This is a genomic window from Rhizobium sp. TH135, from assembly GCF_002855515.1.
GTDB lineage: Bacteria > Pseudomonadota > Alphaproteobacteria > Rhizobiales > Rhizobiaceae > Allorhizobium.
The window spans coordinates 132,181-154,970 of sequence record NZ_PKRP01000006.1; the positions used below are offsets into that span (position 1 = coordinate 132,181).

General features: G+C 61.8%; 24 protein-coding genes. 12 read left to right on the forward strand and 12 right to left on the reverse strand.

From position 1 onward, the window contains the following. Positions 1 to 3: 3 nt before the first annotated feature. The 6 genes from C0V73_RS18100 to fabD form a co-directional block, all read right to left on the reverse strand. Entirely contained in the window at positions 4 to 894 is an 891-nt protein-coding gene (locus C0V73_RS18100) for a YicC/YloC family endoribonuclease (RefSeq protein ID WP_102021412.1), read from the reverse strand. Between the two features lie 22 nt (positions 895 to 916). Next, entirely contained in the window at positions 917 to 2,158 is a 1,242-nt protein-coding gene (gene mltG, locus C0V73_RS18105) for an endolytic transglycosylase MltG (RefSeq protein WP_172450221.1), read from the reverse strand. A gap of 169 nt (positions 2,159 to 2,327) precedes the next feature. Further along, positions 2,328 to 3,584: a beta-ketoacyl-ACP synthase II gene (fabF, locus tag C0V73_RS18110; protein ID WP_102021413.1), complete on the reverse strand. Its 1,257-nt coding sequence runs from the start codon at positions 3,582 to 3,584 to the stop codon at positions 2,328 to 2,330. Positions 3,585 to 3,715: 131 nt separating this feature from the next. Further along, complete coding sequence (locus C0V73_RS18115; protein WP_006727438.1) at positions 3,716 to 3,952, reverse strand: acyl carrier protein; 237 nt, start codon at positions 3,950 to 3,952, stop codon at positions 3,716 to 3,718. Positions 3,953 to 4,228: 276 nt separating this feature from the next. After that, the gene (fabG, locus tag C0V73_RS18120; protein WP_006727437.1) at positions 4,229 to 4,966 is read right to left on the reverse strand and encodes a 3-oxoacyl-[acyl-carrier-protein] reductase; all 738 of its coding nucleotides are present in this window, start codon (positions 4,964 to 4,966) and stop codon (positions 4,229 to 4,231) included. Between the two features lie 30 nt (positions 4,967 to 4,996). Beyond that, complete coding sequence (fabD, locus tag C0V73_RS18125) at positions 4,997 to 5,941, reverse strand: ACP S-malonyltransferase (RefSeq protein WP_102021414.1); 945 nt, start codon at positions 5,939 to 5,941, stop codon at positions 4,997 to 4,999. Between the two features lie 209 nt (positions 5,942 to 6,150). Between fabD and C0V73_RS18130 the strand changes: the two genes are divergently transcribed. The 7 genes from C0V73_RS18130 (at position 6,151) to rplI (ending at position 12,298) form a co-directional block, all read left to right on the forward strand. Beyond that, positions 6,151 to 7,287, forward strand: a complete 1,137-nt coding sequence (locus C0V73_RS18130; protein ID WP_102021415.1) for a hypothetical protein — start codon at positions 6,151 to 6,153, stop codon at positions 7,285 to 7,287. A gap of 101 nt (positions 7,288 to 7,388) precedes the next feature. Beyond that, positions 7,389 to 8,432, forward strand: a complete 1,044-nt coding sequence (locus tag C0V73_RS18135; RefSeq protein WP_102021416.1) for an aldo/keto reductase — start codon at positions 7,389 to 7,391, stop codon at positions 8,430 to 8,432. A 133-nt stretch (positions 8,433 to 8,565) separates the two neighbouring features. Then, positions 8,566 to 9,498, forward strand: a complete 933-nt coding sequence (locus C0V73_RS18140; protein WP_102021417.1) for a calcium/sodium antiporter — start codon at positions 8,566 to 8,568, stop codon at positions 9,496 to 9,498. A 312-nt stretch (positions 9,499 to 9,810) separates the two neighbouring features. Further along, a complete protein-coding gene (gene rpsF / locus C0V73_RS18150; RefSeq protein WP_102021418.1) occupies positions 9,811 to 10,275 on the forward strand; it encodes a 30S ribosomal protein S6 in 465 nt (154 codons plus the stop codon). Positions 10,276 to 10,298: 23 nt separating this feature from the next. Next, the gene (gene rpsR / locus C0V73_RS18155; protein WP_003502063.1) at positions 10,299 to 10,547 is read left to right on the forward strand and encodes a 30S ribosomal protein S18; all 249 of its coding nucleotides are present in this window, start codon (positions 10,299 to 10,301) and stop codon (positions 10,545 to 10,547) included. Between the two features lie 181 nt (positions 10,548 to 10,728). Then, positions 10,729 to 11,706: a DUF2232 domain-containing protein gene (locus C0V73_RS18160; protein ID WP_102021419.1), complete on the forward strand. Its 978-nt coding sequence runs from the start codon at positions 10,729 to 10,731 to the stop codon at positions 11,704 to 11,706. 13 nt (positions 11,707 to 11,719) lie between these two features. After that, on the forward strand, positions 11,720 to 12,298 hold the full coding sequence (gene rplI / locus C0V73_RS18165) for a 50S ribosomal protein L9 (RefSeq protein ID WP_102021420.1): 579 nt from the start codon (positions 11,720 to 11,722) through the stop codon (positions 12,296 to 12,298). Between the two features lie 89 nt (positions 12,299 to 12,387). Here rplI and C0V73_RS18170 read toward each other — a convergent pair whose 3' ends face one another. From C0V73_RS18170 to C0V73_RS18180, 3 genes are read right to left on the reverse strand one after another with little or no spacing between them, the layout of a single operon-like run. Beyond that, a complete protein-coding gene (locus tag C0V73_RS18170; RefSeq protein ID WP_102021421.1) occupies positions 12,388 to 13,434 on the reverse strand; it encodes an HlyD family secretion protein in 1,047 nt (348 codons plus the stop codon). A gap of 19 nt (positions 13,435 to 13,453) precedes the next feature. After that, on the reverse strand, positions 13,454 to 15,106 hold the full coding sequence (locus C0V73_RS18175) for an MFS transporter (RefSeq protein ID WP_102021422.1): 1,653 nt from the start codon (positions 15,104 to 15,106) through the stop codon (positions 13,454 to 13,456). Next, positions 15,103 to 15,558, reverse strand: a complete 456-nt coding sequence (locus C0V73_RS18180) for a MarR family transcriptional regulator (protein WP_102021423.1) — start codon at positions 15,556 to 15,558, stop codon at positions 15,103 to 15,105. Before C0V73_RS18180 ends, C0V73_RS18175 begins: the two co-directional genes overlap by 4 nt. A gap of 406 nt (positions 15,559 to 15,964) precedes the next feature. On the opposite strand from C0V73_RS18180, the gene C0V73_RS18185 reads away from it, so the two are divergent. Continuing rightward, positions 15,965 to 17,461 (forward strand): replicative DNA helicase, encoded by a 1,497-nt coding sequence (locus C0V73_RS18185; protein WP_102021424.1) that lies wholly within the window; start codon positions 15,965 to 15,967, stop codon positions 17,459 to 17,461. A gap of 42 nt (positions 17,462 to 17,503) precedes the next feature. Here the strand turns inward: C0V73_RS18185 and C0V73_RS18190 are convergent, their stop codons facing one another. The 3 genes from C0V73_RS18190 to C0V73_RS18200 all read right to left on the reverse strand — a co-directional run bounded on the left by C0V73_RS18190 (position 17,504) and on the right by C0V73_RS18200 (position 19,437). Next, complete coding sequence (locus C0V73_RS18190) at positions 17,504 to 17,806, reverse strand: AzlD domain-containing protein (protein ID WP_102021425.1); 303 nt, start codon at positions 17,804 to 17,806, stop codon at positions 17,504 to 17,506. Then, positions 17,803 to 18,504: an AzlC family ABC transporter permease gene (locus tag C0V73_RS18195; RefSeq protein ID WP_102021426.1), complete on the reverse strand. Its 702-nt coding sequence runs from the start codon at positions 18,502 to 18,504 to the stop codon at positions 17,803 to 17,805. The genes C0V73_RS18190 and C0V73_RS18195 overlap by 4 nt, the downstream gene beginning before the upstream one ends. Before the next feature lie 69 nt (positions 18,505 to 18,573). Then, a complete protein-coding gene (locus tag C0V73_RS18200) occupies positions 18,574 to 19,437 on the reverse strand; it encodes an AraC family transcriptional regulator (RefSeq protein WP_102021427.1) in 864 nt (287 codons plus the stop codon). Positions 19,438 to 19,521: 84 nt separating this feature from the next. On the opposite strand from C0V73_RS18200, the gene alr reads away from it, so the two are divergent. From alr to radA, 4 genes are read left to right on the forward strand one after another with little or no spacing between them, the layout of a single operon-like run. Continuing rightward, the gene (gene alr, locus C0V73_RS18205; protein WP_102021428.1) at positions 19,522 to 20,688 is read left to right on the forward strand and encodes an alanine racemase; all 1,167 of its coding nucleotides are present in this window, start codon (positions 19,522 to 19,524) and stop codon (positions 20,686 to 20,688) included. A gap of 53 nt (positions 20,689 to 20,741) precedes the next feature. Next, positions 20,742 to 21,029 carry a type II toxin-antitoxin system ParD family antitoxin gene (locus tag C0V73_RS18210; protein WP_102021429.1) on the forward strand — a complete coding sequence of 96 codons (288 nt, stop codon included), beginning with the start codon at positions 20,742 to 20,744 and terminating at the stop codon, positions 21,027 to 21,029. Continuing rightward, positions 21,026 to 21,346 (forward strand): type II toxin-antitoxin system RelE/ParE family toxin, encoded by a 321-nt coding sequence (locus C0V73_RS18215; protein WP_245408021.1) that lies wholly within the window; start codon positions 21,026 to 21,028, stop codon positions 21,344 to 21,346. Before C0V73_RS18210 ends, C0V73_RS18215 begins: the two co-directional genes overlap by 4 nt. 3 nt (positions 21,347 to 21,349) lie before the next feature. Further along, entirely contained in the window at positions 21,350 to 22,753 is a 1,404-nt protein-coding gene (radA, locus tag C0V73_RS18220) for a DNA repair protein RadA (protein WP_102021430.1), read from the forward strand. Positions 22,754 to 22,790: the final 37 nt, after the last annotated feature.

Below are 22,790 nucleotides of genomic sequence, written 5' to 3' on the forward strand. Positions count from 1 at the left end.
GGACTACTCCAGATTCTGAACCTGTTCGCGGAATTGGTCGATGACGACCTTCAACTCGATGCCGGCGGCGGTGACCGCGACGGCATTGGATTTGGAACAGATAGTATTTGATTCTCGGTTAAATTCCTGCGCCAGGAAATCGAGTTTGCGACCCACCGGACCGCCGGCAGCCAGCAGCTCCCTGGCGGCCGTGACATGCGCCTTCAGGCGGTCGATTTCTTCGCGCAGATCCGCCTTGGTGGCGATCAAAGCGATTTCCTGATGGAGGCGATCGCGGTCGAGACCTGATGTCGTGTCCATAAGTGCGGCGAGCTGCGTTTCGAGCCTGCGGGCGATCTCATCCGGTGTCCGGGAGGGATCTGCCTCAATCTGAAGCGCGAGATCCTCGATCTTGGTGACCTGCTCTTCGAGGATGCGGCGGAGTGCTGCCCCTTCGGTCGTGCGCATGTCGGCCAGCGCCGTGATTGCACGTTCCAGGCCGGCCAGAATATCGGCATCGCGGACAGCAATCGCCTCGGCATCATCGGTTGCCTCACGCATATCGACGAGGCCACGAATGGAGAGGAGCGTGTCGAGCCGCAGAGGTGCGGGATCAAGGACATCGGGGCCGAGCTGGTCACGCAGTGCGAGAACCGCCGCAAGCGCATCCCGGTTCAGCACGGCCTCGACACGGTTTTCGCTCACCGTGACGTTGAGGCCGATCTGCAGGTTGCCGCGGGTCAGCCGTTCCCCGGCCAGTCGGCGAATATCGGTTTCGAGCGCCTCGTGGCCCTGGGGCAGGCGCGCGCGCAGATCCAGGCCCTTGCCGTTGACGGAACGGAGTTCCCAGGCCCAGCGGTAACGCCCTGACGAGCCCTCGACACGGGCAAAGCCCGTCATGGATTGCAGTGTCATGCCCCGCCCCTTAACGCCGGTCTCAATTGTTCGCCGTCGGATCGACTTCCGGGTCGACATCCAGCGTTGCCGGCGGCGTCTGGGCGCGTTCGGCCTCGATCTTGCGCCAGCGGCGCACATTCGCATTGTGCTCCTGCAGCGTCGCGGCAAAGGCGTGCCCGCCGGAGCCGTCAGCTACGAAGTAAAGGTCTTCCGTCTTCCACGGATGAGCGACAGCTTCGAGAGCGGCGCGACCAGGATTTGCAATCGGTCCCGGCGGCAGGCCCTTGATCACATAGGTGTTGTAGGGCGTTTCCTTGCGGATATCAGACTGGAAGATCGGGCGGTCAGCCGGTTTGCCATCGCCGCCGAAGAGGCCGTAGATGATCGTCGGGTCGGACTGCAGGCGCATGCCCTTGTTGAGACGGTTGATGAAGACCGAGGCCACATGGGCGCGTTCGTCGTCCTTACCCGTTTCCTTCTCGACGATGGAGGCGAGCGTGACGAACTCTTCCTTGGTGTCGATCGGCAAATCCGGATCGCGCTTTTCCCAGATCTGGTCGATCAGACGTTCCTGGGCGGCGCGCATCTGCGTGACGATCTCCGCGCGGTTCGTGCCGCGGGTGAACTTGTAGGTATCCGGGCGCAGGCTGCCTTCCGGCGGAAGCTCAGCCGGAAGATCCCCTTCGAGCACGGTATCGGCGGCAAGGCGCTGGAACATCTGCTTGACGGTCAGGCCTTCCGGGAAGGACACCGAATAGAGGATCGACTTGCCGGATTCGAGCAGCGCCGTGATCTCCTTCATCGAGGAGCCGGCCTTGATCTCATACTCACCAGCCTTCAGCGTCTGGCCATCCTGCAGATAGGTGGTCGTGACGTAGCGGTAGATGCGGGCGTCCGAGACGATGCCGTTGCGTTCGAGATTGTTGGCGATCTCGGCGAGGCCTGCCCCACTGCGCACCACGAAATTGGAGTTTGCGGCAAGCGGTCCCGGCTTCTGATAGCTGTCCATAACGTAGAAGAAGCCAGCTACGGCCACCACGCAGACGAAGACCGCCATGGTCATCAGGAAGTTGAAGAAGATCACCACCTGGCTGCGCGCCTTGCGAGAACGGCGCGGCGGCTGCGGCACGCGCTCGGGACGCAGCGCCTCGTTGGGCGACTTCGGAATAAAGGGTCCCTTGCCCGGCTGGGTATCGGCATCGCGGCCGAAGGAGACACCGTTGTTCTGGCTACCGCCGTTCTGGCTGTTGTCGGTCACCGGCAATCCTTCTTTGTTTCGCATTCGCGGCTGTTTCGTCCAGCAATGCGGCAAAATCCGGGTCGTCGTCCGGCGCGGGCGCGCCGGGCGTTGGGATGATTTCTATCCGCAGACAGTGGCGGCGGGCAAGAGCATGCCGCCGTCATCCAGAGCAATCACGGGCGGTTGATTGGATCGACCGCCCGTTGCCCGATCAACTCTCGTAGCGCTTCAGCACCAGCGAAGCATTGGTGCCGCCAAAACCGAAGGAGTTGGAGAGCGCGACATTGATGTCCCGCTTCCGCGCCTTGTGCGGCACCAGGTCGATCTTGGTTTCGACCTGGGGATTGTCGAGATTGAGCGTCGGCGGCGCGACGTTGTCGCGAATGGCGAGTGCCGAGAAGATCGCCTCGACGGCACCGGCAGCACCCAGAAGGTGGCCGATCGCAGACTTGGTGGACGACATCGAGATCTTCGACGCGTGTTCGCCAACGAGACGCTCGACAGCGCCGAGCTCGATCGTGTCGGCCATGGTCGATGTGCCATGGGCGTTGATGTAGTCGATATCGCCTGCTGTGAGACCGGCACGCTTCAGCGCCATGGTCATGCAGCGGAAGGCGCCATCGCCATCTTCCGACGGGGCAGTGATGTGGAAGGCATCGCCCGAGAGACCGTAGCCGACAACTTCGGCATAGATCTTGGCGCCGCGCGCCTTGGCATGCTCCAGCTCTTCTAGGACCACGATGCCTGCACCTTCACCCATGACGAAACCATCACGGTCCTGGTCATAGGGGCGCGAGGCGGCGGTCGGGTCGTCGTTGCGGGCTGTCGACAGCGCCTTGCAGGCGGCAAAGCCGGCCAGCGAGATGCGGCTGATCGGGGACTCGGTGCCACCGGCGACCATGACGTCGGCATCGCCGAGCGCCACGAGACGGGCAGCGTCACCTATTGCATGCGCGCCGGTCGAGCAGGCCGTCACCACAGAATGGTTCGGGCCGCGCAGCTTGTGACGGATCGAGACCTGGCCGGAGGCAAGGTTGATCAGACGGCCGGGAATGAAAAACGGCGAGAGGCGACGCGGGCCCTTGTCGCGCAGGATATGACCCGCCTCGACGATGCCTTCGAGGCCGCCGATGCCGGAGCCGATCAGCACGCCTGTCTGGCACTGGTCTTCATAGGTGGTCGGCTCCCAGCCGGCATCCTTGAGCGCCATGTCGGCAGCGGCCACCGCATAAATGATGAAATGGTCGACCTTGCGCTGCTCCTTGAGCTCCATCCAGTCGTCAGGATTCCAGGCGCCCTCACCTTCGGTCGGGATGCGGCAGGCGATCTTGGCGGGAAGGTCATCGACCTCGAATTCCGTGACCAGACGTGCGCCACTCTGGCCGGCAAGAAGCCGCTGCCAGGTCAGTTCCGTTCCACATCCCAGAGGCGATACCATGCCGGTACCGGTGATGACGACACGTCTCATCGTGCGAAGCCCACCCAATTTATTTGACCGAAGTCATTGTAAACAAAGGTCCAGATACAACAAGGCCCGCTCATCGCGGGCCCAAGCGGACAGGACGGGCTCTCGCCCGCCTTCCGCAGCAATGTGATCGATCAGGCCTGGGCCTTCTCGATGAACTTGACAGCGTCGCCGACCGTCAGGATCGAGTCAGCAGCGTCGTCCGGGATTTCAACACCGAACTCTTCTTCGAAGGCCATGACGAGTTCGACGGTGTCGAGCGAGTCAGCGCCCAGATCGTCGATGAAGCTGGCGCCTTCGACGACCTTTTCAGCGTCTACGCCGAGATGATCAACTACAATTTTCTTCACGCGTTCTGCGATATCGCTCATGTCGGTATCCTCGACCTTCTAAAATTCAGAGGGAGCCTTAATGGCGTCCCTGCCCTGCATTCCGCCAGTGACACTTACGTCCCCACCAGCAAACCCGTTCGGCCCTGACCCAGAGCGGTTTATGCAAACAAAAGCATAAACTTCGGCTCATGAGACGGAGCAACTGCTCACAGTCATGGCCCGCTTAACACGGTTTAAGCGCGCCGCAAAGCCAGAAATTCGCCCCTTTGCCTCGGTCAACATCCTATTGCAGAGGGGCTCTTTCCGGCAATCTAATCAGATCATCGCCATGCCGCCGTTTACGTGCAGCGTCTGCCCCGTCATGTAGGAGGCTTCATTGGAGGCAAGGTAGACGACTGCAGAGGCGACTTCGGCGCCGGTGCCCATGCGCTTCATGGGGATTGCACCCATGATGGCTTCCTTCTGCTTGTCGTTCAGCTTGCCGGTCATCGCGCTTTCGATGAAGCCCGGTGCTACGCAGTTGACGGTCACATTGCGGGTCGCGATTTCCTGGCCGAGCGACTTGGTGAAGCCGATCATGCCTGCCTTGGAGGCGCAGTAGTTGGCCTGGCCCGGGTTGCCGGTAACGCCGACGACGGAGGTGATGTTGATGATGCGGCCGAAGCGGCGGCGCATCATCGGATGGGTCAGTTCGCGCGTCAGGCGGAAGACGGCTGTCAGGTTGACTTCGAGAACCGCGTCCCAGTCGGCATCCGACATGCGAACGAACAGGCCGTCCTTGGTGATGCCGGCGTTGTTGACCAGAATGTCGACGCCTTCGAGTTCAGCTTCGGCCTTCTCTCCAAGTGCCTTCACTTCGTCGCGGTCGGACAGGTTGGCCGGGAAGATCTTCACGCGGTCGCCGAGATCGGCGGCCAGCGCTTCGAGCTTTTCGACGCGCGTGCCATGGAGGCCGACGATGGCGCCCTGGGCATGCAGCTGCCTTGCGATTTCCTCACCGATGCCACCGGTTGCGCCGGTGACGAGGGCCTTGCGGCCGGTCAGATCGAACATGATCGGTTTCCTTCTTGTTCGTTAGAGCGTTCAGCCATTCAGGGCAGCGAGCGCTGCGTCGATGTCGGCCGGACCGTTCACAGCGACGCCATTGATGTTCTTGTCGATGCGGCGAGCGAGACCCGTCAGGACCTTGCCGGCGCCGATTTCATAAAGCGTGGTCACGCCATTGGCGCCGAACCACTCGACCGTTTCGCGCCAGCGCACCTGACCGGTCACCTGCTCGACGAGCAGATCGGCGATCTCGGCAGCCGACGTGACGGGGGCTGCACGCACATTGGCGATCAGCGGCACGACCGGATCCTTCTTTTCGACCTTGGCCAGCGCTTCGCGCATGGCATCTGCCGCCGGGGCCATCAGAGCAGAATGGAAGGGTGCGGAGACCGGCAGCATGATGGCGCGCTTGGCGCCCTTTTCGGTGGCGAGTGCTGCTGCCTTCTCGACAGCGGCCTTGCCGCCGGAGATGACGAGCTGCCCGCCGCCATTGTCATTGGCGATCTGGCAGGGACCAAGCGCCGAGGCTTCCGCGCAGATTGCCTGCACATCGCCGTGCTCAAGGCCGATGATGGCGGCCATCGCGCCCTCACCCACCGGGACCGCTGCCTGCATGGCATTGCCACGAATGCGCAGGAGACGCGCGGTGTCGCCGATGGAGAAGGTGCCGGCAGCGCAGAGCGCGGAATATTCGCCTAGCGAATGGCCGGCGACATAGGCAACCTTGGACTTGAGATCCAGGCCCTTGGCTTCCAGCACGCGGATGACGGCCATCGACACGGCCATCAGCGCCGGCTGGGCGTTGGCGGTCAGCGTCAGCGTCTCTTCCGGACCGTTCCACATGATGTCGGAGAGCTTCTGACCGAGAGCCTCGTCGACTTCCGCGAAGACGGCACGGGCTTCCGGGAAACTGTCCGCAAGGTCCTTGCCCATTCCGACTGCCTGGCTGCCCTGGCCCGGAAAAGTGAATGCGACTTTCATAGAGAGGGATCTCCTAATTCAGCAAACCTGCCCCGATCATGCGAACATCCTGCGGGACACATCATCAAATTGTTGACAGGCCCGGCTGGACAGCCGCAAAGGCGCCACTATCTCCGAGCTGACGCCCGGGGGCCGCTGTCCGATATACACTCGGATCCGTAGATCCGCGCGAACGCGACCGCCATAGCACAAAGAGATCGAAAGACAATATGAAACTGGAACGCCTCCTGGTTACTTCCGACTTGCTGCGCGTTACCGGCAAGGCCCAATCTCGTACCGGTTTCAAGACCAATACGGAATTCTTCCTGGCCCTTCTCGGTCCGCAGCTCAGGGCCGCAACACGGCTGCCGATCGGTCTTCTGGAATGGGATGACACAAGCGATTTCGACGGCAGCAAGGTCTACGAGGCCATGGGCCTCACGGCGGACGCCACCGGCTGGGCGGAACTCTACGATTCCGCTCCGAACGCCGCGGCCGTCGCTGCATTTGCCCCGCATGTCGAAGGCGCACTTATCATCGGCTTCGAGCTGCCGCCCTTTGTTCAGCGGGTCCTCGATCGCCTCGGCGTCCCCTATGTCGATGCGCGCTGGCACCCCTTGCGCTTCCTCGACGACATCTTCTTTGGTTTTCACAGCAATATCGAAGCTGTGGTCGACGCCATGGAGCCGTATCACCTGACGGCTGAAGAGGTTGAGATCCATGTTGGCATGCATCAGGCCTCTGCCATCAGGCGTCAGGGTTTCGACACGCTTTCAACGGATTTTGACCGCCTGCTGATCGGCCAGACGCCCTTCGACAGCTCGCTCATCCATGCCGGACGCATCGCCACCTGGGACGCCTATGAGCCGGTTCTGGAGAACCTCCCGGCAGACAGCAAGACGGGATATCGACCCCATCCGTTCTCGCCGGAGCCCGTCGCTTCGCTCCGCGCCCTGCTTACGCGCCACGGCATCGGCATTGCCGATAGCGGATCGGACATGTACCGGCTGCTCGCCACCGGCAGCATGAAGGAGCTGATCAGCCTGAGCTCCGGCACGCTCATCGAAGCGGCCTTCTTCGGCATTCCGGTCCGCAGGCTTCTGCCCGAGCGACAGGCTTACCTGCCCCACCCGCCGAAAGTCCGGCGGACGGAAAACGATCAGACCGCCTATGCCGGCGTCTACCACGCGTTTCTCAGCATCGACTTCTGGGCGGATATCCTGCGTCCCTTGCTGGGTGAGACCTATCGCAATGAGCGGCCTCTCGCTTTCCGGGCCGATCGTCTGCGACAGATCAACGGTTCCTATTGGGGATATTCGGGATCCGGCGGCCAGAACCTTGTCATGTCCTACAACAGGCCGGAATGACCGAGCCGTCTTGATGTTGTGACCTGACCGGACGTAGTTATTGCAATAAGCAATTTCCCACCTCCCGCCAAAAACCAATCCATTGCAGAAAGCCCAAGACTATGAAGATGAACCGGCTCGGCCGAACCGATATCCTTGTTTCCGAAATCTGCCTGGGCACCATGACCTGGGGCTCGCAGAACAGCGCCGAGGAAGCCTTCGCGCAGATAGACTACGCGCTGGAGCATGGCGTCAACTTCTTCGACACGGCAGAACTCTATCCCACGACGCCGCTTTCGGCCGAGACCTATGCCGATACGGAGCGGCTGATGGGCGACTGGTTCGAAAAGACCGGCAAGCGCGATCAGGTCGTGCTCGCGACCAAGGTTGCCGGTCCCGGCCGCCCCTATATCCGCGAGGGCAAGCCGATCACGGGTGCCGTGGTCAAGGAGGCACTCGACGCCAGCCTGACGCGGCTGAAGACCGATTATGTCGACCTCTACCAGATCCATTGGCCGAACCGCGGCCATTTCCACTTCCGCGGCGCATGGAACTATAACCCCTACAAGCAGGACAAGGCGCAGGCAGCCTCGGACATCGCGGAAATCCTCGAAGCGCTCGGCGACTGCGTGAAGGCCGGCAAGCTCAAGGCATTCGGCCTTTCGAACGAAACGACCTGGGGCACGCAGAAATACCTGTCGCTTGCCGAGGCGAAGGGTCTGCCGCGCGTGGCGACGATCCAGAACGAATACAACCTGCTCTACCGGCACTATGACCTCGACCTCGCCGAGCTCTCGCACCATGAAGATGTCGGCCTCCTCGCCTATTCGCCGCTCGCCGGCGGCATCCTGTCGGGCAAGTATCTCGAGGGGCAGAAGCCGGCAGGCTCGCGTGGCTCGATCAACGGGGACATCGGCGGCCGCCTCGTGCCGCAACAGCAGGCAGCGACCCGCGCCTATGTCGACCTCGCGAAGAAGCATGGGCTTGATCCGTCGGCCATGGCACTCGCCTTCTGCCTGACGCGCCCCTTCATGGCCTCGGTCATTATCGGCGCGACCACGATGGACCAGTTGAAGGTGAATATCGGCGCTGCCGATCTCAAGCTTTCGGACGACGTCATGACGGCGATCGCGAAGATCCATCGCGAATACCCCATGCCTATCTGAGGACTTGAATTTCGTTGGTCATTCAAACCAACAAAATCGTGAACACATGTGACCTACACATCGCCGCCGCGCATCACCACTTGCGGCGGCGATCGAAATAGGGCCTGCGGGCCATGGATGATGGGGGACTGACTTGGATTATCTGTTCGTTGCTGGAGGCCTGGTCGGCCTTTATTTCGGAGCCGAGTGGCTATTGCGCGGCTCGATCGCGCTCGCACAGAAGCTGGCCATTCCGACACTGATCGTGTCGCTGGTCATCGTCGGCTTCGGAACCTCGATGCCGGAACTGCTCGTTTCCGTGCGCGCCGCCATCAGTGGCTCCTCCGACATCGCCCTCGGCAACGTGGTTGGCTCGAATACGGCCAACATCCTCCTGATCATCGGCGCCTGCGCCATGATCTTCCCGATCACCCAGTGGGACAAGGGTGTCAAACGCGACACCTACGTGATGATCGCCGCAGCCGTTCTGCTTCTGGGTCTGGCACAGTTCCCAGCCATCGGCCGTCTGGCCGGCCTGATCATGGTCGCCGTGCTTCTGGCCTATGTGGTCTATGCCTATGTGAACAGCAGAGGCAGCGTCGAAGAAGCCACGGACGAAGAGGTCAAGCACGAGACTTTGAGCAACGCGTTTACGACCTTGCTGATCCTTGGAGGCCTCGGCACCCTCTTCGTCGGCGCGGAATTGCTGGTACGCGGTGCGACCAACCTCGCGCGTGACTTCGGCGTCTCGGAAGCCGTTATCGGCCTGACCGTGGTTGCCGTCGGCACGTCCCTCCCGGAACTTGCCACCGGCATCATGTCGGCGCTGCGCAAACATTCGGACATCATGATCGGCAACATCGTCGGATCGAACATCTTCAACATCCTGTTCATCCTCGGCGTCACCTCCGTCATCCAGCCGATCGTCGTCGCACCGCGCTTCGCAAGCTTCGATATTCCGGTCATGCTGGGCGTTACCCTCGGCTTTGCCTTCCTGCTTCTCGCCCATCTTGGGGTCCGCAGGCTGACGGCCGGCGCGATGCTCGTCGCCTATGTGGGTTACACGGTTGCGCTGGTTCAGGTATAAAGCCTAGCAAACCGCCGACTATCGACAGGGCCGCCGGCAGAAAATGCCGCGCGGCCCTTGCTTTTGTGGCCAATGCGCGTATAAGCGCGCCGTTCACAACACCCGGTCCTCTGGCTGGTGGCTGAACGGAGGGCTGGCAGGCCGATAAGGCTTGCAGCAGGAACCATAAGGGTTTCCGGCCTCCCGTGTCTCCGCTCTCGACCGTCTCGAACACACTACTTTTCTTGCCGCGGCGCATGCCGCACAGGAGCAGTCTGTGAGGCTTAGCGCCGGATCCGGGTGACGACAACCGCAAGAAAAGGCAAAGCTTACATGGCTCTTTACGAACACGTATTCCTTGCCCGGCAGGATATGTCCGCTCAGCAGGTTGATGCCCTCGTCGAACAGTACAAGGGTGTCATCGAAGCTAACGGTGGCAAGGTCGGGCGCGTAGAAAACTGGGGCCTCAAGTCCCTGACCTACCGCATCAACAAGAACCGCAAGGCTCACTACGCCCTGATGGACATCGAAGCTCCGGGTGCAGCGATCCACGAAATGGAACGCCAGATGCGCATCAACGAAGACATCCTTCGTTACATGACCATCGCCGTCGAAGCCCACGAAGAAGGCCCGTCTGCCATGATGCAGAAGCGCGACCGTGACGACCGTCCGCGTCGTGACGGCGACGACCGTGGCCCGCGCCGCGATTTCGGTGACCGTGGCGATCGTGGTCCGCGTCCGGACCGTGGCCCGCGCGAAGGTGGCTTCGAGCGTCGTCCGCGCGAAGACCGCGCGTAATCTGAGCAATAGGAGAACACACAATGGCTGATGCATCCTCTTCTCAGGCACGTCGTCCTTTCCATCGTCGTCGCAAGACCTGCCCCTTCTCGGGCGCGAATGCTCCGAAGATCGACTACAAGGACGTCCGTCTCCTGCAGCGCTATATTTCTGAGCGTGGCAAGATCGTTCCTTCGCGTATCACCGCAGTTTCCCAGAAGAAGCAGCGCGAACTGGCCCAGGCCATCAAGCGCGCCCGCTTCCTCGGCCTGCTGCCTTACGTCGTAGCGTAATCTGATCCGAAGCCTGCCGGCTTTTGCCGGCGGGCTTCATCCCTTCCGCGTTGGGCGCGGATCGGAACCGACCGCCAGATGGCGCGCTTTCGCGACATCCGGCGAAATCCCATGTTGGGGATGCTTGCTCGAGATCGCTCAAGCCCCTCCCCTAACTGCTAGAACCAGCAGGACAGCGACGTTGCAGAAACTGGATGCGAAATTGCTGACGACCGGCTTTGTTGCCGGCATTACCGCCGCCCTGCTCGTGCTGGGTGCTGCGGCACAGCCGACGCTTGCCTCCATTCTCTATGCGGCCTCCGCTCTTCCCGTTCTCATCGTTGGCCTCGGCTGGGGCAATGTCGCGGCAATCACCGCGATCGTGACCGCCGCGCTGCTCGGTACGATCAGCGTCTCGCCGATGTTCGCCTTCGGCATGGCGATCTTTACCCTGGCACCCGCAGGCTGGCTGGCGCACCTGTCGAGCCTTGCGCGTCCGGCATCCGAGATCGGCGGCCCGGACCATTTAATCGCCTGGTATCCGCTCTCCGACATTCTTCTGCAGCTCTGCAGCTTCGTCACGATCGCCGTCGTCGTACTCGGCGTCATCATCGGCTTTGGCCCTGAATTCACCGGCCAGCTGGTGGATGCGATGGCGCAGGCGATGAATGCGCAGGATCCTGCCATGGCACCGGATGCCGTGGCGCTCGAGCAGCTGAAGCGCAGCATGGTCGTGCTTCTGCCGATCATCCAGGGCGGAACCTGGGTGCTGCTGCTCACCATGATGTATTACATCGCCATGCGGATCGTGACGGCTTCTGGCCGCAACAAGCGTCCGCGCGAAGACTTTCCGTCGGCGCTCCGGATGAACCGCAACACGGTCTTCATCTTCCTCGCCGGCATCATCGCCTGCTTCATCGGCGGCGTGCCCGCCATGATCGGGGCGACCGTCTGCGGCACTTTCGGCGCCGGCTTCCTGATGGCGGGCTTTGCTTCGCTGCATCACAAGACACGTGGCAAGGACTGGCGCCTGCCGGCACTCGTGCTTGCCTATCTCTCTTCGATCATGCTGCTTCCGCTCATGATCCCCTTCATCATCGGCCTTTCGGACACCCGACGGACCGTTGCCCTAACGCCGGCCCAAAAGGCCAACCCTTCAAACTCCGATACTGACAACTGAAAGGAACAGGATCATGCAGGTCATTCTCCTCGAACGCATCGCAAAGCTCGGCCAGATGGGCGAAACCGTCAAGGTTCGCGACGGCTTCGCTCGTAACTTCCTGCTGCCGCAGGGCAAGGCGCTGCGCGCCAACGAAGCCAACAAGAAGCGCTTCGAATCCGAGCGCGCCACGCTCGAAGCTCGTAACCTCGAGCGCAAGTCCGAAGCCCAGAAGGTTGCCGACGCTCTCTCCGGCAAGTCCTTCATCGTCGTCCGTTCGGCTGGCGAAACCGGTCAGCTCTACGGTTCTGTTGCTGCTCGCGACGTCGTTGAAATCCTGGCTGCCGAAGGCTTCAACATCGGCCGCAACCAGGTCGAGTTGAACACCCCGATCAAGGCTATCGGCCTGCACCAGGTCACCCTGCACCTGCATGCTGAAGTCGAACTCTCGGTCGAACTCAACGTTGCCCGTTCGTCTGAAGAAGCCGAGCGCCAGGCCAAGGGCGAAAGCCTCACCTCCGCCGACGCCATCTACGGCGTTGACGAAGATGCCCTGCGTCCGGAAGACTTCTTCGATCCGGAAGCCGACATGGACGGCGACGAAGACCGCTAAGACCTTTCACACCTTCGGGTGTGGTTCATGAAAAAGCCCGGCCTTACACCTGCAAGGCCGGGCTTTTTCGTATCACGCTACTGATGTCCTCAGGCAGGATCGACGCTCTTGTCGATCCGCACGACCACCGACATGCCGGGGGTCAGAAGACTTGCTGCTTCCTGCATGTCGTCGATCGTGATCCGCACCCCCATGCGCTGAGCGATCTTGACGAAGTTGCCGCTCGCATTGTCCGCCTTGATGACGGAGAATTCGGAGCCGGTCGCCGGCGAGAAACGTTCGACCTTTCCCTTCAGCACGCGCCGATCAAGCGCATCGACCTGGATTTCAACCGGCTGCCCCGCTGCCATGCCAGCGAGCTGGGTCTCCTTGAAGTTGGCGATGATCCACACATCGTGCGGCACGACCGCCATCAACTGGGTACCGGCGGCCACATATTGGCCGACCCGGACACCGACTTCGCCGAGCTTGCCCTCGCGGGGCGCGCGGATCTCGGTGTTTGACAGATCGATCTTCGCCAGTTCCACGGCGGCCTGTGCATTGGCCACGGCCGCTTCGAGCGAGCCACGGTTGACGATGATCGTCTGCAGATCCTGGCGCGACACTTCGACGGCGGCCCTGGCCTGGGCCATGGCAGCACGCGCGCGTTCCAGCGAGGCATGCGCCTGTTCCTGGGCACTGGTGGCCACCACGCCGCTGCGGATCAGGCTATCCTGGCGGTCGGACTGGCTCTGGGCCTGTTCGAGGTCTGCGTTGACTGAATCGACCGCGGCCTCACTGGAAGCGATGCGCGCCTGAGCGGCCGTCTCCTGCTGACGGGAGTTGTCGAGGGCTGCCATCTGGGTGGCAAGCGCTGCCTGCGCCTGAGCGAGCTTCTGGCGATAGATGCGGTCATCGATGCGGGCCAGGAGTTGGCCCTTCTCGACGGTCTGGTAGTCCTGAACCGGCACGTCGACGACATAACCGCTGACCTGCGGGCTCAAGGTCGTGACGTATCCGCGCACATAGGCGTTGTCGGTCATTTCGACCGAACTCGTGAAGGGCGGCAAGCGCCACGCGTATAGCACCAGAGATGTGCCAAGCAGGGCGCCGAGGATGATCAGGATGGTTGCGGGTGTGAATGTCTTCTTCAACATGACGGCGGTTCTTTCGACTTCAGGATTGAGGGACGTGTTCGACCGGCGCGATCCGCGAGATACGGATCCGGCGCCAGGCGAGATGGACGAGCAGCACGACGAGGGCTGCGGTCGTCACAAGGGAAATGAGCAGAAAGGTGTCTGTATAGGCGAGCACATAGGCCTCGCGCGTCACCTGCTGTGAAAGCAGGGTCAGCCCTTCTGCGTTAAGGATGGTCGTGTCGGTGATGACCTTGCGATAAGCACCGGCCAGCTGGCTGACGCGCTGGGCGACCTCCGGGCGGGTCAGCAGAATGTTCTCGACGAGGACGCTCGAGTGGAATTTCTCACGGATGGTGACGAAGGTCCCGAGTGCTGCGGTCGTCAACAAGGCTCCCGTGATCTGGGTGAAGAGAAAGATCACGATGAAGTTGACGATGTAGGCCGGGCCCTTCTGCAGAGCACTCGCAAAGCCCTTCGCCATCACCGGCGGCAGGAACATGGCTGCACCGAAGGCAATCATGCCCTGGCTCAGATACATCTGTTCCGGACGGGTCAGGTTGGTCGCAAGGCTGTCGAGATAGGCACCGCCTGCAATCAGCGAGAGTGCAATCACATGGGCGGTCTCCACGTAGCGCGAAGACATCAGGGCCATGCAGAGCAGCGCACCGCCAACCGAGGCCAGCAGGACAATCGCCCAAAGAACAAACTGCTGGTCGTTGAGCAGGCCAATCTGCTGGAAGAAGCTGACGGCCGTCGACGACTGCTCTGACGAGACGGCGCGGAAGACCAGAAGGACGGCTGCCATATGCAGATTGTCCTTCGAGAAGATCCAGCGGAAATCCAGCATGGGGTTGGTCCGGCGGGATTCGATCAGCGCTGTCATCGACAGGAAGAGGATCGCTGCGGCGAGCAGTGCGCCGAGCCACCAAGTCTCGAACCACCAGTAGAGCCGGCCCAGCGTTAGAAAGACCGCTAGACAGCCGATCCCGACTGCCATCAGCAGGTAGGATAGAATATCGATGCGCTCGATCACCTTGGCGCGCGGCGGCGGCGTGAGCGGCAGGGCAAAGATGATTGCCATCGACACCAGCGCCAGTCCGACCTCGAGGGAGTAGAGGGCGTGCCAACCGTCGAGTTCCAAAAGCCCGGGGGAGATCATGCGTGCGAGCGGTGCCGAGAGCAGCGTGCCGAGAAGCGCGATATTCAGCCCCTGGGTCAGCTTGCGCTGCAGCGGAAAGGCCTCCAGCACATACATGAAGCCGAGGGTAGAGATCGGGGCTGCGGCACAGCCGCTGATGAAGCGCACGACCAAGGCCGAGTGCAGGTCATTGACGAACAGGTTCAGCGCCGACGCCGCCACGAAGAGCAGGATGCTCCATTCCGCAAAGGGCCGCAGCCCGTATTGTGTCCGCACCTTGAAGAGCGCAATCGAGAGCGTGGCATAGGGTGCCATATAGGCGGCCGACAGCCATGCGGCTTCGGCAGCCGTAGCGGAGAACTCGCCCTGCAACTGGAAAAGATTGGCGTTGACGATATTCATCCCCAGCCCCTGGGTGATGAACAGCAGGAGCCCGGAGGCGACATAGATCGCGGCGAGCCATAGCGGCTTTGCCGGCGGAGCAGCCGGAGCAGCGATCACGGGAGCCGTGGTTGCTTCAGCCGACTGGGTGGTTTCGACGACGGTGCTCATGGCAGCACCTTGCCCTGGTCGAGATGCTGCAAATTACGCATCAGCCGCCGGACAACGGAGAGTGCCGTGTCGATATCCTCTTCGGAGATGTCGCTCGCAATCTGTCCTCTCAGATCCGTTGCCAGGACATGCATGCGTTCAAAGGCGAGCTTGCCCGCTGCCGTCATATCGATGCGCTTGGCACGACGGTCTGTCGCGTCTTCGGTCCGCACGATCAGGTCCTGACGCGCCATGCCATCAAGCACCCGCACAAGGGTCGGGGTCTCGATTTCGAGTTCCTCGGCCAGCTCCTTCTGAGTGAGGGGTCCACGGCGGGAAAGCGCAAACAGGGCGCGCGCCCGGGCCAGCGTCAGCCCCTCCTCTCGCACGGCGGCGTCGAAGAAAGCTCTGAGCTTGCGGTTGAATGCCGACATCTCATCGAAAAGCTGTTCGTTCCTGGACTCGCGAGACATGCGTCACGCCTCCTACTAATTAGGTTGCTATCTATATTGACCCTAATTAATTGCCCCTCGGCGAAAATCAACGGCATACATGTGATGGCAGCCATGCGTTGACGGCATGGACGAAATCTGCGATCGGGAACGCTGAGCAGGCACAAGGACAGAAGCGGCTGTGATGCGTGCCCGCTTGCAACGCGTTTTTCCGGCTCAATCCTGCTGCTCGCTCTGCTAGAATAAAGTCCTTCGAGGTCGATTCGGTGAATGTCACAGTCAACCGAAAAGATCGGATCCTTGGGCTTTTTCTAAAGTTGACAGGGCGTGCCTGTGAATCAATGTGGGTTGCGCTGCGAGCCATTTCGCCGCCCCGCTTCTTCGCTATGGTGCAGCCACCGCCGAGACACTGATTGGATGCGAACGAATGAATGATGCTGCGCGCAAACTGAGCCCGGTCCAATCGACCGAGCCGCTCTATCGGGAGGCTCCAAACAACATCGAAGCCGAACAGGCCTTGTTGGGCGCGATCCTCGTCAACAACGATGCCTTCTATCGCGTATCGGACTTTCTCAAGCCCGAGCATCTCTATGAGCCGCTGCACCGGAAGATCTTCGAGGTAGCGTCCGAAATCATCCGCATGGGCAAGACGGCCAACCCCGTCACCATCAAGACCTTCCTGCCGGCGGACCAGAAGGTCGGCGATCTCACGGTTGCGCAGTACCTCGCGCGTCTGGCTTCCGAAGCGGTCACGATCATCAATGCGGAAGACTATGGTCGCGCTATCTATGACCTTGCGCTCCGCCGCTCGCTGATCCAGATCGGCGAGGACGTCGTCAACATTGCCTATGACGCGCCGCTCGACATGCCGCCGCAGGCGCAGATCGAAGACACCGAACGCCGCCTCTTTGCGCTCGCCGAAAACGGTCGTTACGACGGCGGCTTCCAGTCCTTCTCGGACGCGGTTGCCCAGGCCGTCGACATGGCCGGTGCCGCCTTCGAGCGTGACGGCAACCTCTCCGGCATCTCGACCGGCATCATGTCGCTTGATGCCAAGATGGGCGGGTTGCAGCGGTCCGACTTGATCGTGCTTGCCGGACGTCCGGGTATGGGTAAGACCTCGCTTGCCACCAACATCGCCTGGAACATCGCAGCCGCCTACGAACCCGAAGTGCTGCCCGACGGCTCTTTCAAAGCGAAGAACGGCGGCGTCGTCGGCTTCTACTCACTCGAAATGTCGGCCGAACAGCTCGCCACCCGTATCATGTCCGAGCAGACGGAAGTCTCGTCCTCGAAGATCCGCCGCGGTGACATCACCGAGCACGAATTCGAAAAGCTGGTCGGCTTTTCCCAGACCATGCAGAAGGTGCCGCTGTTCATCGACCAGACCGGTGGTATCTCGATCGCCCAGCTCGCCGCGCGTGCCCGCCGCCTGAAGCGCCAGCGCGGCCTCGACTTCCTCGTCGTGGACTATATCCAGCTGATGACCGGTGCCGGCAAGGCGGGTGAAAACCGCGTGCAGGAAATCACCCAGATCACCACAGGCCTGAAGTCGCTCGGCAAAGAACTCGCCGTGCCGATCGTCGCGCTGTCGCAGCTCTCCCGTCAGGTCGAAAGCCGCGAAGACAAGCGCCCGCAGCTCTCCGACCTTCGTGAATCGGGCTCAATCGAGCAGGACGCCGACGTGGTGCTCTTCGTGTTCCGCGAGGAATACTACGTGAAGAACCTTGAGCCGCGCGATCTGGCCGATCCGAAATATCCGGAATGGGAAGCGCATATGGAGAAGGTGAAGGGCACGGCTGACGTGATCATCGCCAAGCAGCGTCACGGACCGACCGGTACCGTCAAGCTCGCCTTCCAGTCGGAATTCACGCGCTTTGCGGACCTCGCCGAGCCGAGCTTCGTTCAATACGAAGAACCATGAGATCAAAGGGCGCCCCGAGAGGCGCCCTTTTCTTTTCCGTCCTTAAAGACTGACAGCTCTCAGGATCGCGACCGTCACCACGCCGCTGGCTGCTGCCGGAAGAAGTGGGAGACGGGTCGCTGCAAGCGCCACCACCGCGCAGCCGATCGTCTCCGCCCAGCCGGTCGCAAAGGCTGTGGGCGCAACCACGGCCATCAGCACCGAGGGCGGAATGGCCGAAAGGATCTCCTCGGCATTCGGCGACAGTTTCAGGAGCCGCCCGACGAGCAGCCCCGCTTGGCGGGTCGCGATGGTGGCAACCGCCATGGCGAGGATCGCAAGGAAGGTGGTCAGGTCGATCGTCATGCATTGACCTCCCGCTTCAGCAGTGATGCCAGGGCTGCGATGGCGACACCACCGAGAGCACCGCCGAGAATGTACCAGACACCTGGCACGTAGCGGTGCACCAGAAGTGCGCAGGCGCCACTGCCGATCAGAATGAGACCGGTGCGACGACCGCGCCAGAAGCCGGCAATCAGGATGACGAAGACAGCGGGGAAGACGAAGTCCATGGCGATCACGGCCGGGTCGCCAACCAGACGTCCCAGAAGCGCACCTGTTAGCCCCGAGAGCACCCAGGCCGCATAGAAGGGCAAGGCAGCGCCGAAAAACCAGGCGGGCGTCAACCGATACTCGCGGGCGCGAAATTCTGCGACGGCCCAGATCTCATCGGCAAGGAAGAGCATCGCCATCACCTTCTGCCGGCCTGAGAAGTTTGCCATGCGCCGCGAGATCGAGGCTCCCATCAGCACATGGCGGATGTTGACCAGAAGCGCGGCCATACCCAGCGCCGCCATGCTCGCCGGATGGGTCCAGATGTCCATCGCCACGAATTGGGAACCACCGGCAAAGACCAGCGCACTCATCAGCATGGCCTCGAGCGGCGACAGCCCCTTGGTGGCGGCAACGGCGCCGAAGACGAGACCGATCGGCACGACGGCGACCGTGAGCGGAAGGATGGCCTGAAAGCCCTGGCGCATCTCCAGGCGTGTCGCGGATGTCATAACGTCTCCCATGCGAGTTTACATCGCCGGGATAGATGTGTCAGTGGCCGGGGTCTTGAAGGAAAGTGATCAGCCGGCGCGGAAGACGGCTGGGGTCAGCCCCGTGCGCGCCTTGAACTGGCGGGTCATATGCGCCTGATCAGCAAAGCCACAGGCGGCTGCCGTGTCCGACGGAGTCGCACCGGAGCGTAGAAGATGGCGGGCATGGCGGATGCGCATATCCGTCTGGAACGCATGCGGCGTGATGAAATACTGCTTGCGGAAGGCGCGGATCATGTGAGCGCGGCTGAGGTTCGCCACTTTCGCCAACATTTCGAGGCCGATCTCCTCATCGAAATGGGCGGCGATATGGTCGCGAACCCGGCGCATGGCGAGCGGTTCGCTGTGATCAGGCGCGCGGATGATCTCGCTGCCGTGGCGGGCAAACATCGTGGCGAGCACGCAATACATGCTCTCCTCGCCTTCGAGCGCTGCGACCTCGCCGCTCTCGATCCGGCGATGGGCAAGGTTGAAGGCATTTGCGAGCTCCGGATCGGTCAGGAGTTGGCGACCGAAGCTCGGCATGCCATGGAAGGCGCGGCCCGTTACGTCCTCGATGATGTCGGTCAGAAGCGCGACCTCGGGATAGATCATCCTGTAGCGATAGCCGTCCGGCGCACCGGGCTGGCCGTCATGGATCTCACCCGGATTGATCAGGTAGAGCGCGCCGGGGCCCGTGTGTTCGCGCGTGCCACGAATGCTTGCCACCTGGCAGCCGACCTCGATCGCGCCGATCGAAAAGGTGTCGTGCGAATGCGGCGAGAATTCATGGGTGATGAACGAGGCTGTCAGGCATTCCATGTCGCGGAAACGACCGTCTCGCCAGAAGCGGGTTCGCTCCTTGCGTGAGACCGGATTGGCCTCGGCGGCCTCCTGCTGCGAAACACTGTGCATAGCAGCATAATATCGAGGCGCCACATTTTCGTCTTGAAGAAAAGTGCTAGGGTCGGCGCATCGATCAACTGACCCGAAGCCTTCATGACAGACCGTTTTACCATTCTCGACGCGCCGGAGGAGTTTCTTTCGGCACCGCTGCGCCTGACCGTGGATCTCTCGGCGATCGCCGAGAACTGGCGAGAGATGGCACGCCGCTCCGGCAAAGCGCGGGCTGCTGCCGTCGTCAAGGCGGATGCCTATGGTCTTGGCATCGAGGATGTTGGCCAGATGCTCTACCGGGCCGGTGCCCGCGACTTCTTCGTCGCCGTGCCGGCCGAAGGCGCGACACTCCGGCCTTATGCGCCCGAAGCCCGGATTTTCGTGCTGTCGGGCATCTGGCCCGGTCAGGAAGAGATCTTCTTCGAAAACGATCTGGTTCCCGTGATCGCATCGGAAGAGCAGCTTGCCTTCTGGATGGCTTTGCTCACCGAGCGCGGCCCCTACCCTTGCGCCCTGCATGTTGATACCGGCTTCAACCGTCTCGGCCTGCCAATGGCTGATGCGCTGGCGCTGACCGACGATGTTTCGCGTCCGGCAAGCCTTGATCCGGTACTTGTCATGAGCCACCTCGCCTGCGGCGATGATCCGTCTTCGCCGATGAACCGCCAACAACTCGAGAAATTCCGCAAGGTTAGCGCGGCTTTCGAAGGTGTTGATTCCAGTCTCTCGGCTTCGGCCGGTATCTTCCTCGGCTCCGACTACCACTTTGATCTGACCCGGCCGGGTATAGCGCTCTATGGGGGTGAAGCCGTAAACGGCGCAAAGAACCCCATGCAGCCGGTGGTCAAGGCCGAGGCCCGGATCCTGCAGATCCGCGAGTCCAAGGCGGGCGAAAGCGTTTCTTACGGCGCAACGCATGTGCTCGGCCGCGACAGCCGTCTCGCCGTAGCAAGCGTTGGGTATGCCGACGGCTATCTGCGCAATCTCTCCGGCTCCGGCATTGCCTTGCGCGACACTGGTCTTACCGGCGCTCATGGCGTCATTGGCGGCAAGCGCATTCCAGTCGTCGGGCGGGTCACCATGGATCTCACCATCTTCGACGTCACCGATCTGCCTGACAATGCGGGGCGTAGCGGCGATTACGTCGAACTTCTCGGCCCCTCGATGCCGCTCGACGACGTCGCCCGCGCCGCCGGCACGATCGGCTATGAGATGCTGACGGGGCTGGGCCTGCGCTATGAGCGCATCTACCTCGAGGGGGAAGACTGAGGTATGGTGCAAGCAGATTTGTTCTGCTATTGTTCCAGACAATGGAGCATCCAATGACTGATGAACATCTCGCTCACTCGACTGTGCAGCTAGAGCTCGAACCAGACGAATCCGCATTCATCGAGCGGCAGGTGAGCAACGGCGCCTATGCTTCTGCGGAGGACATGCTCCGCGCGGGTCTGCGCCTGCTAGCCCAGAACGAGCGTCGAGAGCGGATTGCAGAACTTCGGTCGATGATCGATGAAGCCGACCGATCCGTACAAGCTGGGGACTTCAAGGAGTTTTCCAATTCGGGCGACCTCACTGCCTTCATCGTCGCCGAAGCGAAAGCACGACGGTGAACAGCAGTTTCGGTCGACGCTATCGACTGTCGCGCCAAGCCGTCGAGGATCTGATCCAGATCTACAATTACTTCTATGAGCGAAGCCCTGTTGCGGCCGAGCGTTTCACCCGCGATATCGAGCAGAAGATCACGGACCTTGCAGAATCCAGATATCCCGGGGTCTCGCGTGACTGGCTGAAACCCGGCTTGCGCGCATTTCCCTATCGCCGTCGATGCATCTACTTCCGTATCGTCGCAGACACTCTGGTAGTCCTCCGTATCACGCATGGACGACAAGACATCACGCCCGACACTTTCACCGAAAGCGATACGTAATTCATGGCCAAAGCCAAGACCCAATTCATCTGCCAGAACTGCGGCACGGTGCATTCCCGCTGGGCGGGCAAATGTGACGGATGCGGCGAATGGAATACCATCGTCGAGGAAGATCCCATGGGCGGGATCGGCTCCGGCCCCGGCAAGGCACCGAAGAAGGGCCGGCCCGTCACGCTCACCTCGCTGTCCGGCGAGATCGAGGAAGCACCGCGCATACCGACCGGCATGGACGAACTCGACCGTGCCACCGGCGGCGGTTTCGTGCGCGGCTCGGCGGTTCTCATCGGCGGTGATCCCGGCATCGGCAAGTCGACACTGCTGATGCAGGCGGCAGCAGCCCTGTCGCGGCGCGGCCATCGCGTCATCTATGTCTCGGGCGAAGAGGCAGTCGCGCAGGTTCGGCTCAGGGCACAGCGTCTTGGTGCTGCCGATACCGACGTGTTGCTCGCCGCCGAAACCAATGTCGAGGACATCCTTGCCACGGTTTCCGAGGGCAAGCGGCCAGATCTCGTCATCATCGATTCGATCCAGACGCTGTGGAGCGACACGGCCGACAGTGCGCCGGGAACCGTGACCCAGGTGCGCACCGGCGTGCAGGCGATGATCCGCTATGCCAAGCAGACCGGGGCGACCATGGTGCTGGTCGGCCATGTCACCAAGGAAGGCCAGATTGCCGGTCCCCGCGTCGTCGAGCACATGGTCGATGCCGTCCTATATTTCGAGGGCGATCGCGGCCATCACTACCGCATCCTGCGCACGGTGAAGAACCGCTTCGGACCGACGGACGAGATCGGTGTCTTCGAAATGTCCGACAAGGGTCTGCGTGAAGTCGCCAACCCTTCCGAGCTCTTTCTCGGCGAGCGCAACGAGAAAGCCCCCGGTGCCGCCGTCTTCGCCGGCATGGAAGGCACGCGCCCCGTGCTCGTCGAAGTCCAGGCGCTGGTGGCTGCGACCTCGCTCGGCACACCCCGTCGTGCCGTGGTCGGCTGGGATTCCTCACGCCTCGCCATGATTTTGGCGGTATTGGAGGCGCATTGCGGTGTGCGGCTTGGGCAGCATGACGTCTATCTGAACGTCGCCGGCGGCTACCGGATCAGTGAACCGGCAGCCGACATGGCGATTGCTTCGGCTCTGGTTTCATCGCTGGCCGGTCTTGCCCTTCCGGCCGATTGCGTCTATTTCGGCGAAGTCAGCCTGTCAGGGGCGGTGAGGCCGGTGGCCCACACGGCCCAGAGGCTGAAAGAGGCGGAAAAGCTTGGTTTCTCCGCCGCGGTCTTGCCGGCTGCCTCGCCGGACCTTCCCAAAGGTTCGAAGGGCAAATGGAGGGAAGTGGACAGCCTTCCCGATCTCGTGGCGCGGATCGCCGGTTCCCGGCTGAAAGCCCCCACGGATCAGGAGGACGGTTGATCCGGTCCGACGCGTGTGATCCACGCGTTCCGGCGGT

Bases quoted from the DNA above. Each gene is read 5' to 3' on its own strand.
- C0V73_RS18200 (WP_102021427.1), bottom strand. From the start codon at position 19,437: ATGCACAGTGTTTCGCAGCAGGAGGCCGCCGAGGCCAATCCGGTCTCA.
- radA (WP_102021430.1), top strand. From the start codon at position 21,350: ATGGCCAAAGCCAAGACCCAATTCATCTGCCAGAACTGCGGCACGGTG.
- fabD (WP_102021414.1), bottom strand. From the start codon at position 5,941: ATGAAAGTCGCATTCACTTTTCCGGGCCAGGGCAGCCAGGCAGTCGGA.
- C0V73_RS18210 (WP_102021429.1), top strand. From the start codon at position 20,742: ATGACTGATGAACATCTCGCTCACTCGACTGTGCAGCTAGAGCTCGAA.
- C0V73_RS18175 (WP_102021422.1), bottom strand. From the start codon at position 15,106: ATGAGCACCGTCGTCGAAACCACCCAGTCGGCTGAAGCAACCACGGCT.
- rpsF (WP_102021418.1), top strand. From the start codon at position 9,811: ATGGCTCTTTACGAACACGTATTCCTTGCCCGGCAGGATATGTCCGCT.
- rpsR (WP_003502063.1), top strand. From the start codon at position 10,299: ATGGCTGATGCATCCTCTTCTCAGGCACGTCGTCCTTTCCATCGTCGT.
- C0V73_RS18130 (WP_102021415.1), top strand. From the start codon at position 6,151: ATGAAACTGGAACGCCTCCTGGTTACTTCCGACTTGCTGCGCGTTACC.
- C0V73_RS18190 (WP_102021425.1), bottom strand. From the start codon at position 17,806: ATGACGATCGACCTGACCACCTTCCTTGCGATCCTCGCCATGGCGGTT.
- mltG (WP_172450221.1), bottom strand. From the start codon at position 2,158: ATGCGAAACAAAGAAGGATTGCCGGTGACCGACAACAGCCAGAACGGC.
- rplI (WP_102021420.1), top strand. From the start codon at position 11,720: ATGCAGGTCATTCTCCTCGAACGCATCGCAAAGCTCGGCCAGATGGGC.
- C0V73_RS18185 (WP_102021424.1), top strand. From the start codon at position 15,965: ATGAATGATGCTGCGCGCAAACTGAGCCCGGTCCAATCGACCGAGCCG.
- C0V73_RS18100 (WP_102021412.1), bottom strand. From the start codon at position 894: ATGACACTGCAATCCATGACGGGCTTTGCCCGTGTCGAGGGCTCGTCA.
- C0V73_RS18195 (WP_102021426.1), bottom strand. From the start codon at position 18,504: ATGACATCCGCGACACGCCTGGAGATGCGCCAGGGCTTTCAGGCCATC.
- C0V73_RS18170 (WP_102021421.1), bottom strand. From the start codon at position 13,434: ATGTTGAAGAAGACATTCACACCCGCAACCATCCTGATCATCCTCGGC.
- C0V73_RS18180 (WP_102021423.1), bottom strand. From the start codon at position 15,558: ATGTCTCGCGAGTCCAGGAACGAACAGCTTTTCGATGAGATGTCGGCA.
- alr (WP_102021428.1), top strand. From the start codon at position 19,522: ATGACAGACCGTTTTACCATTCTCGACGCGCCGGAGGAGTTTCTTTCG.
- fabG (WP_006727437.1), bottom strand. From the start codon at position 4,966: ATGTTCGATCTGACCGGCCGCAAGGCCCTCGTCACCGGCGCAACCGGT.
- C0V73_RS18115 (WP_006727438.1), bottom strand. From the start codon at position 3,952: ATGAGCGATATCGCAGAACGCGTGAAGAAAATTGTAGTTGATCATCTC.
- C0V73_RS18135 (WP_102021416.1), top strand. From the start codon at position 7,389: ATGAAGATGAACCGGCTCGGCCGAACCGATATCCTTGTTTCCGAAATC.
- fabF (WP_102021413.1), bottom strand. From the start codon at position 3,584: ATGAGACGTGTCGTCATCACCGGTACCGGCATGGTATCGCCTCTGGGA.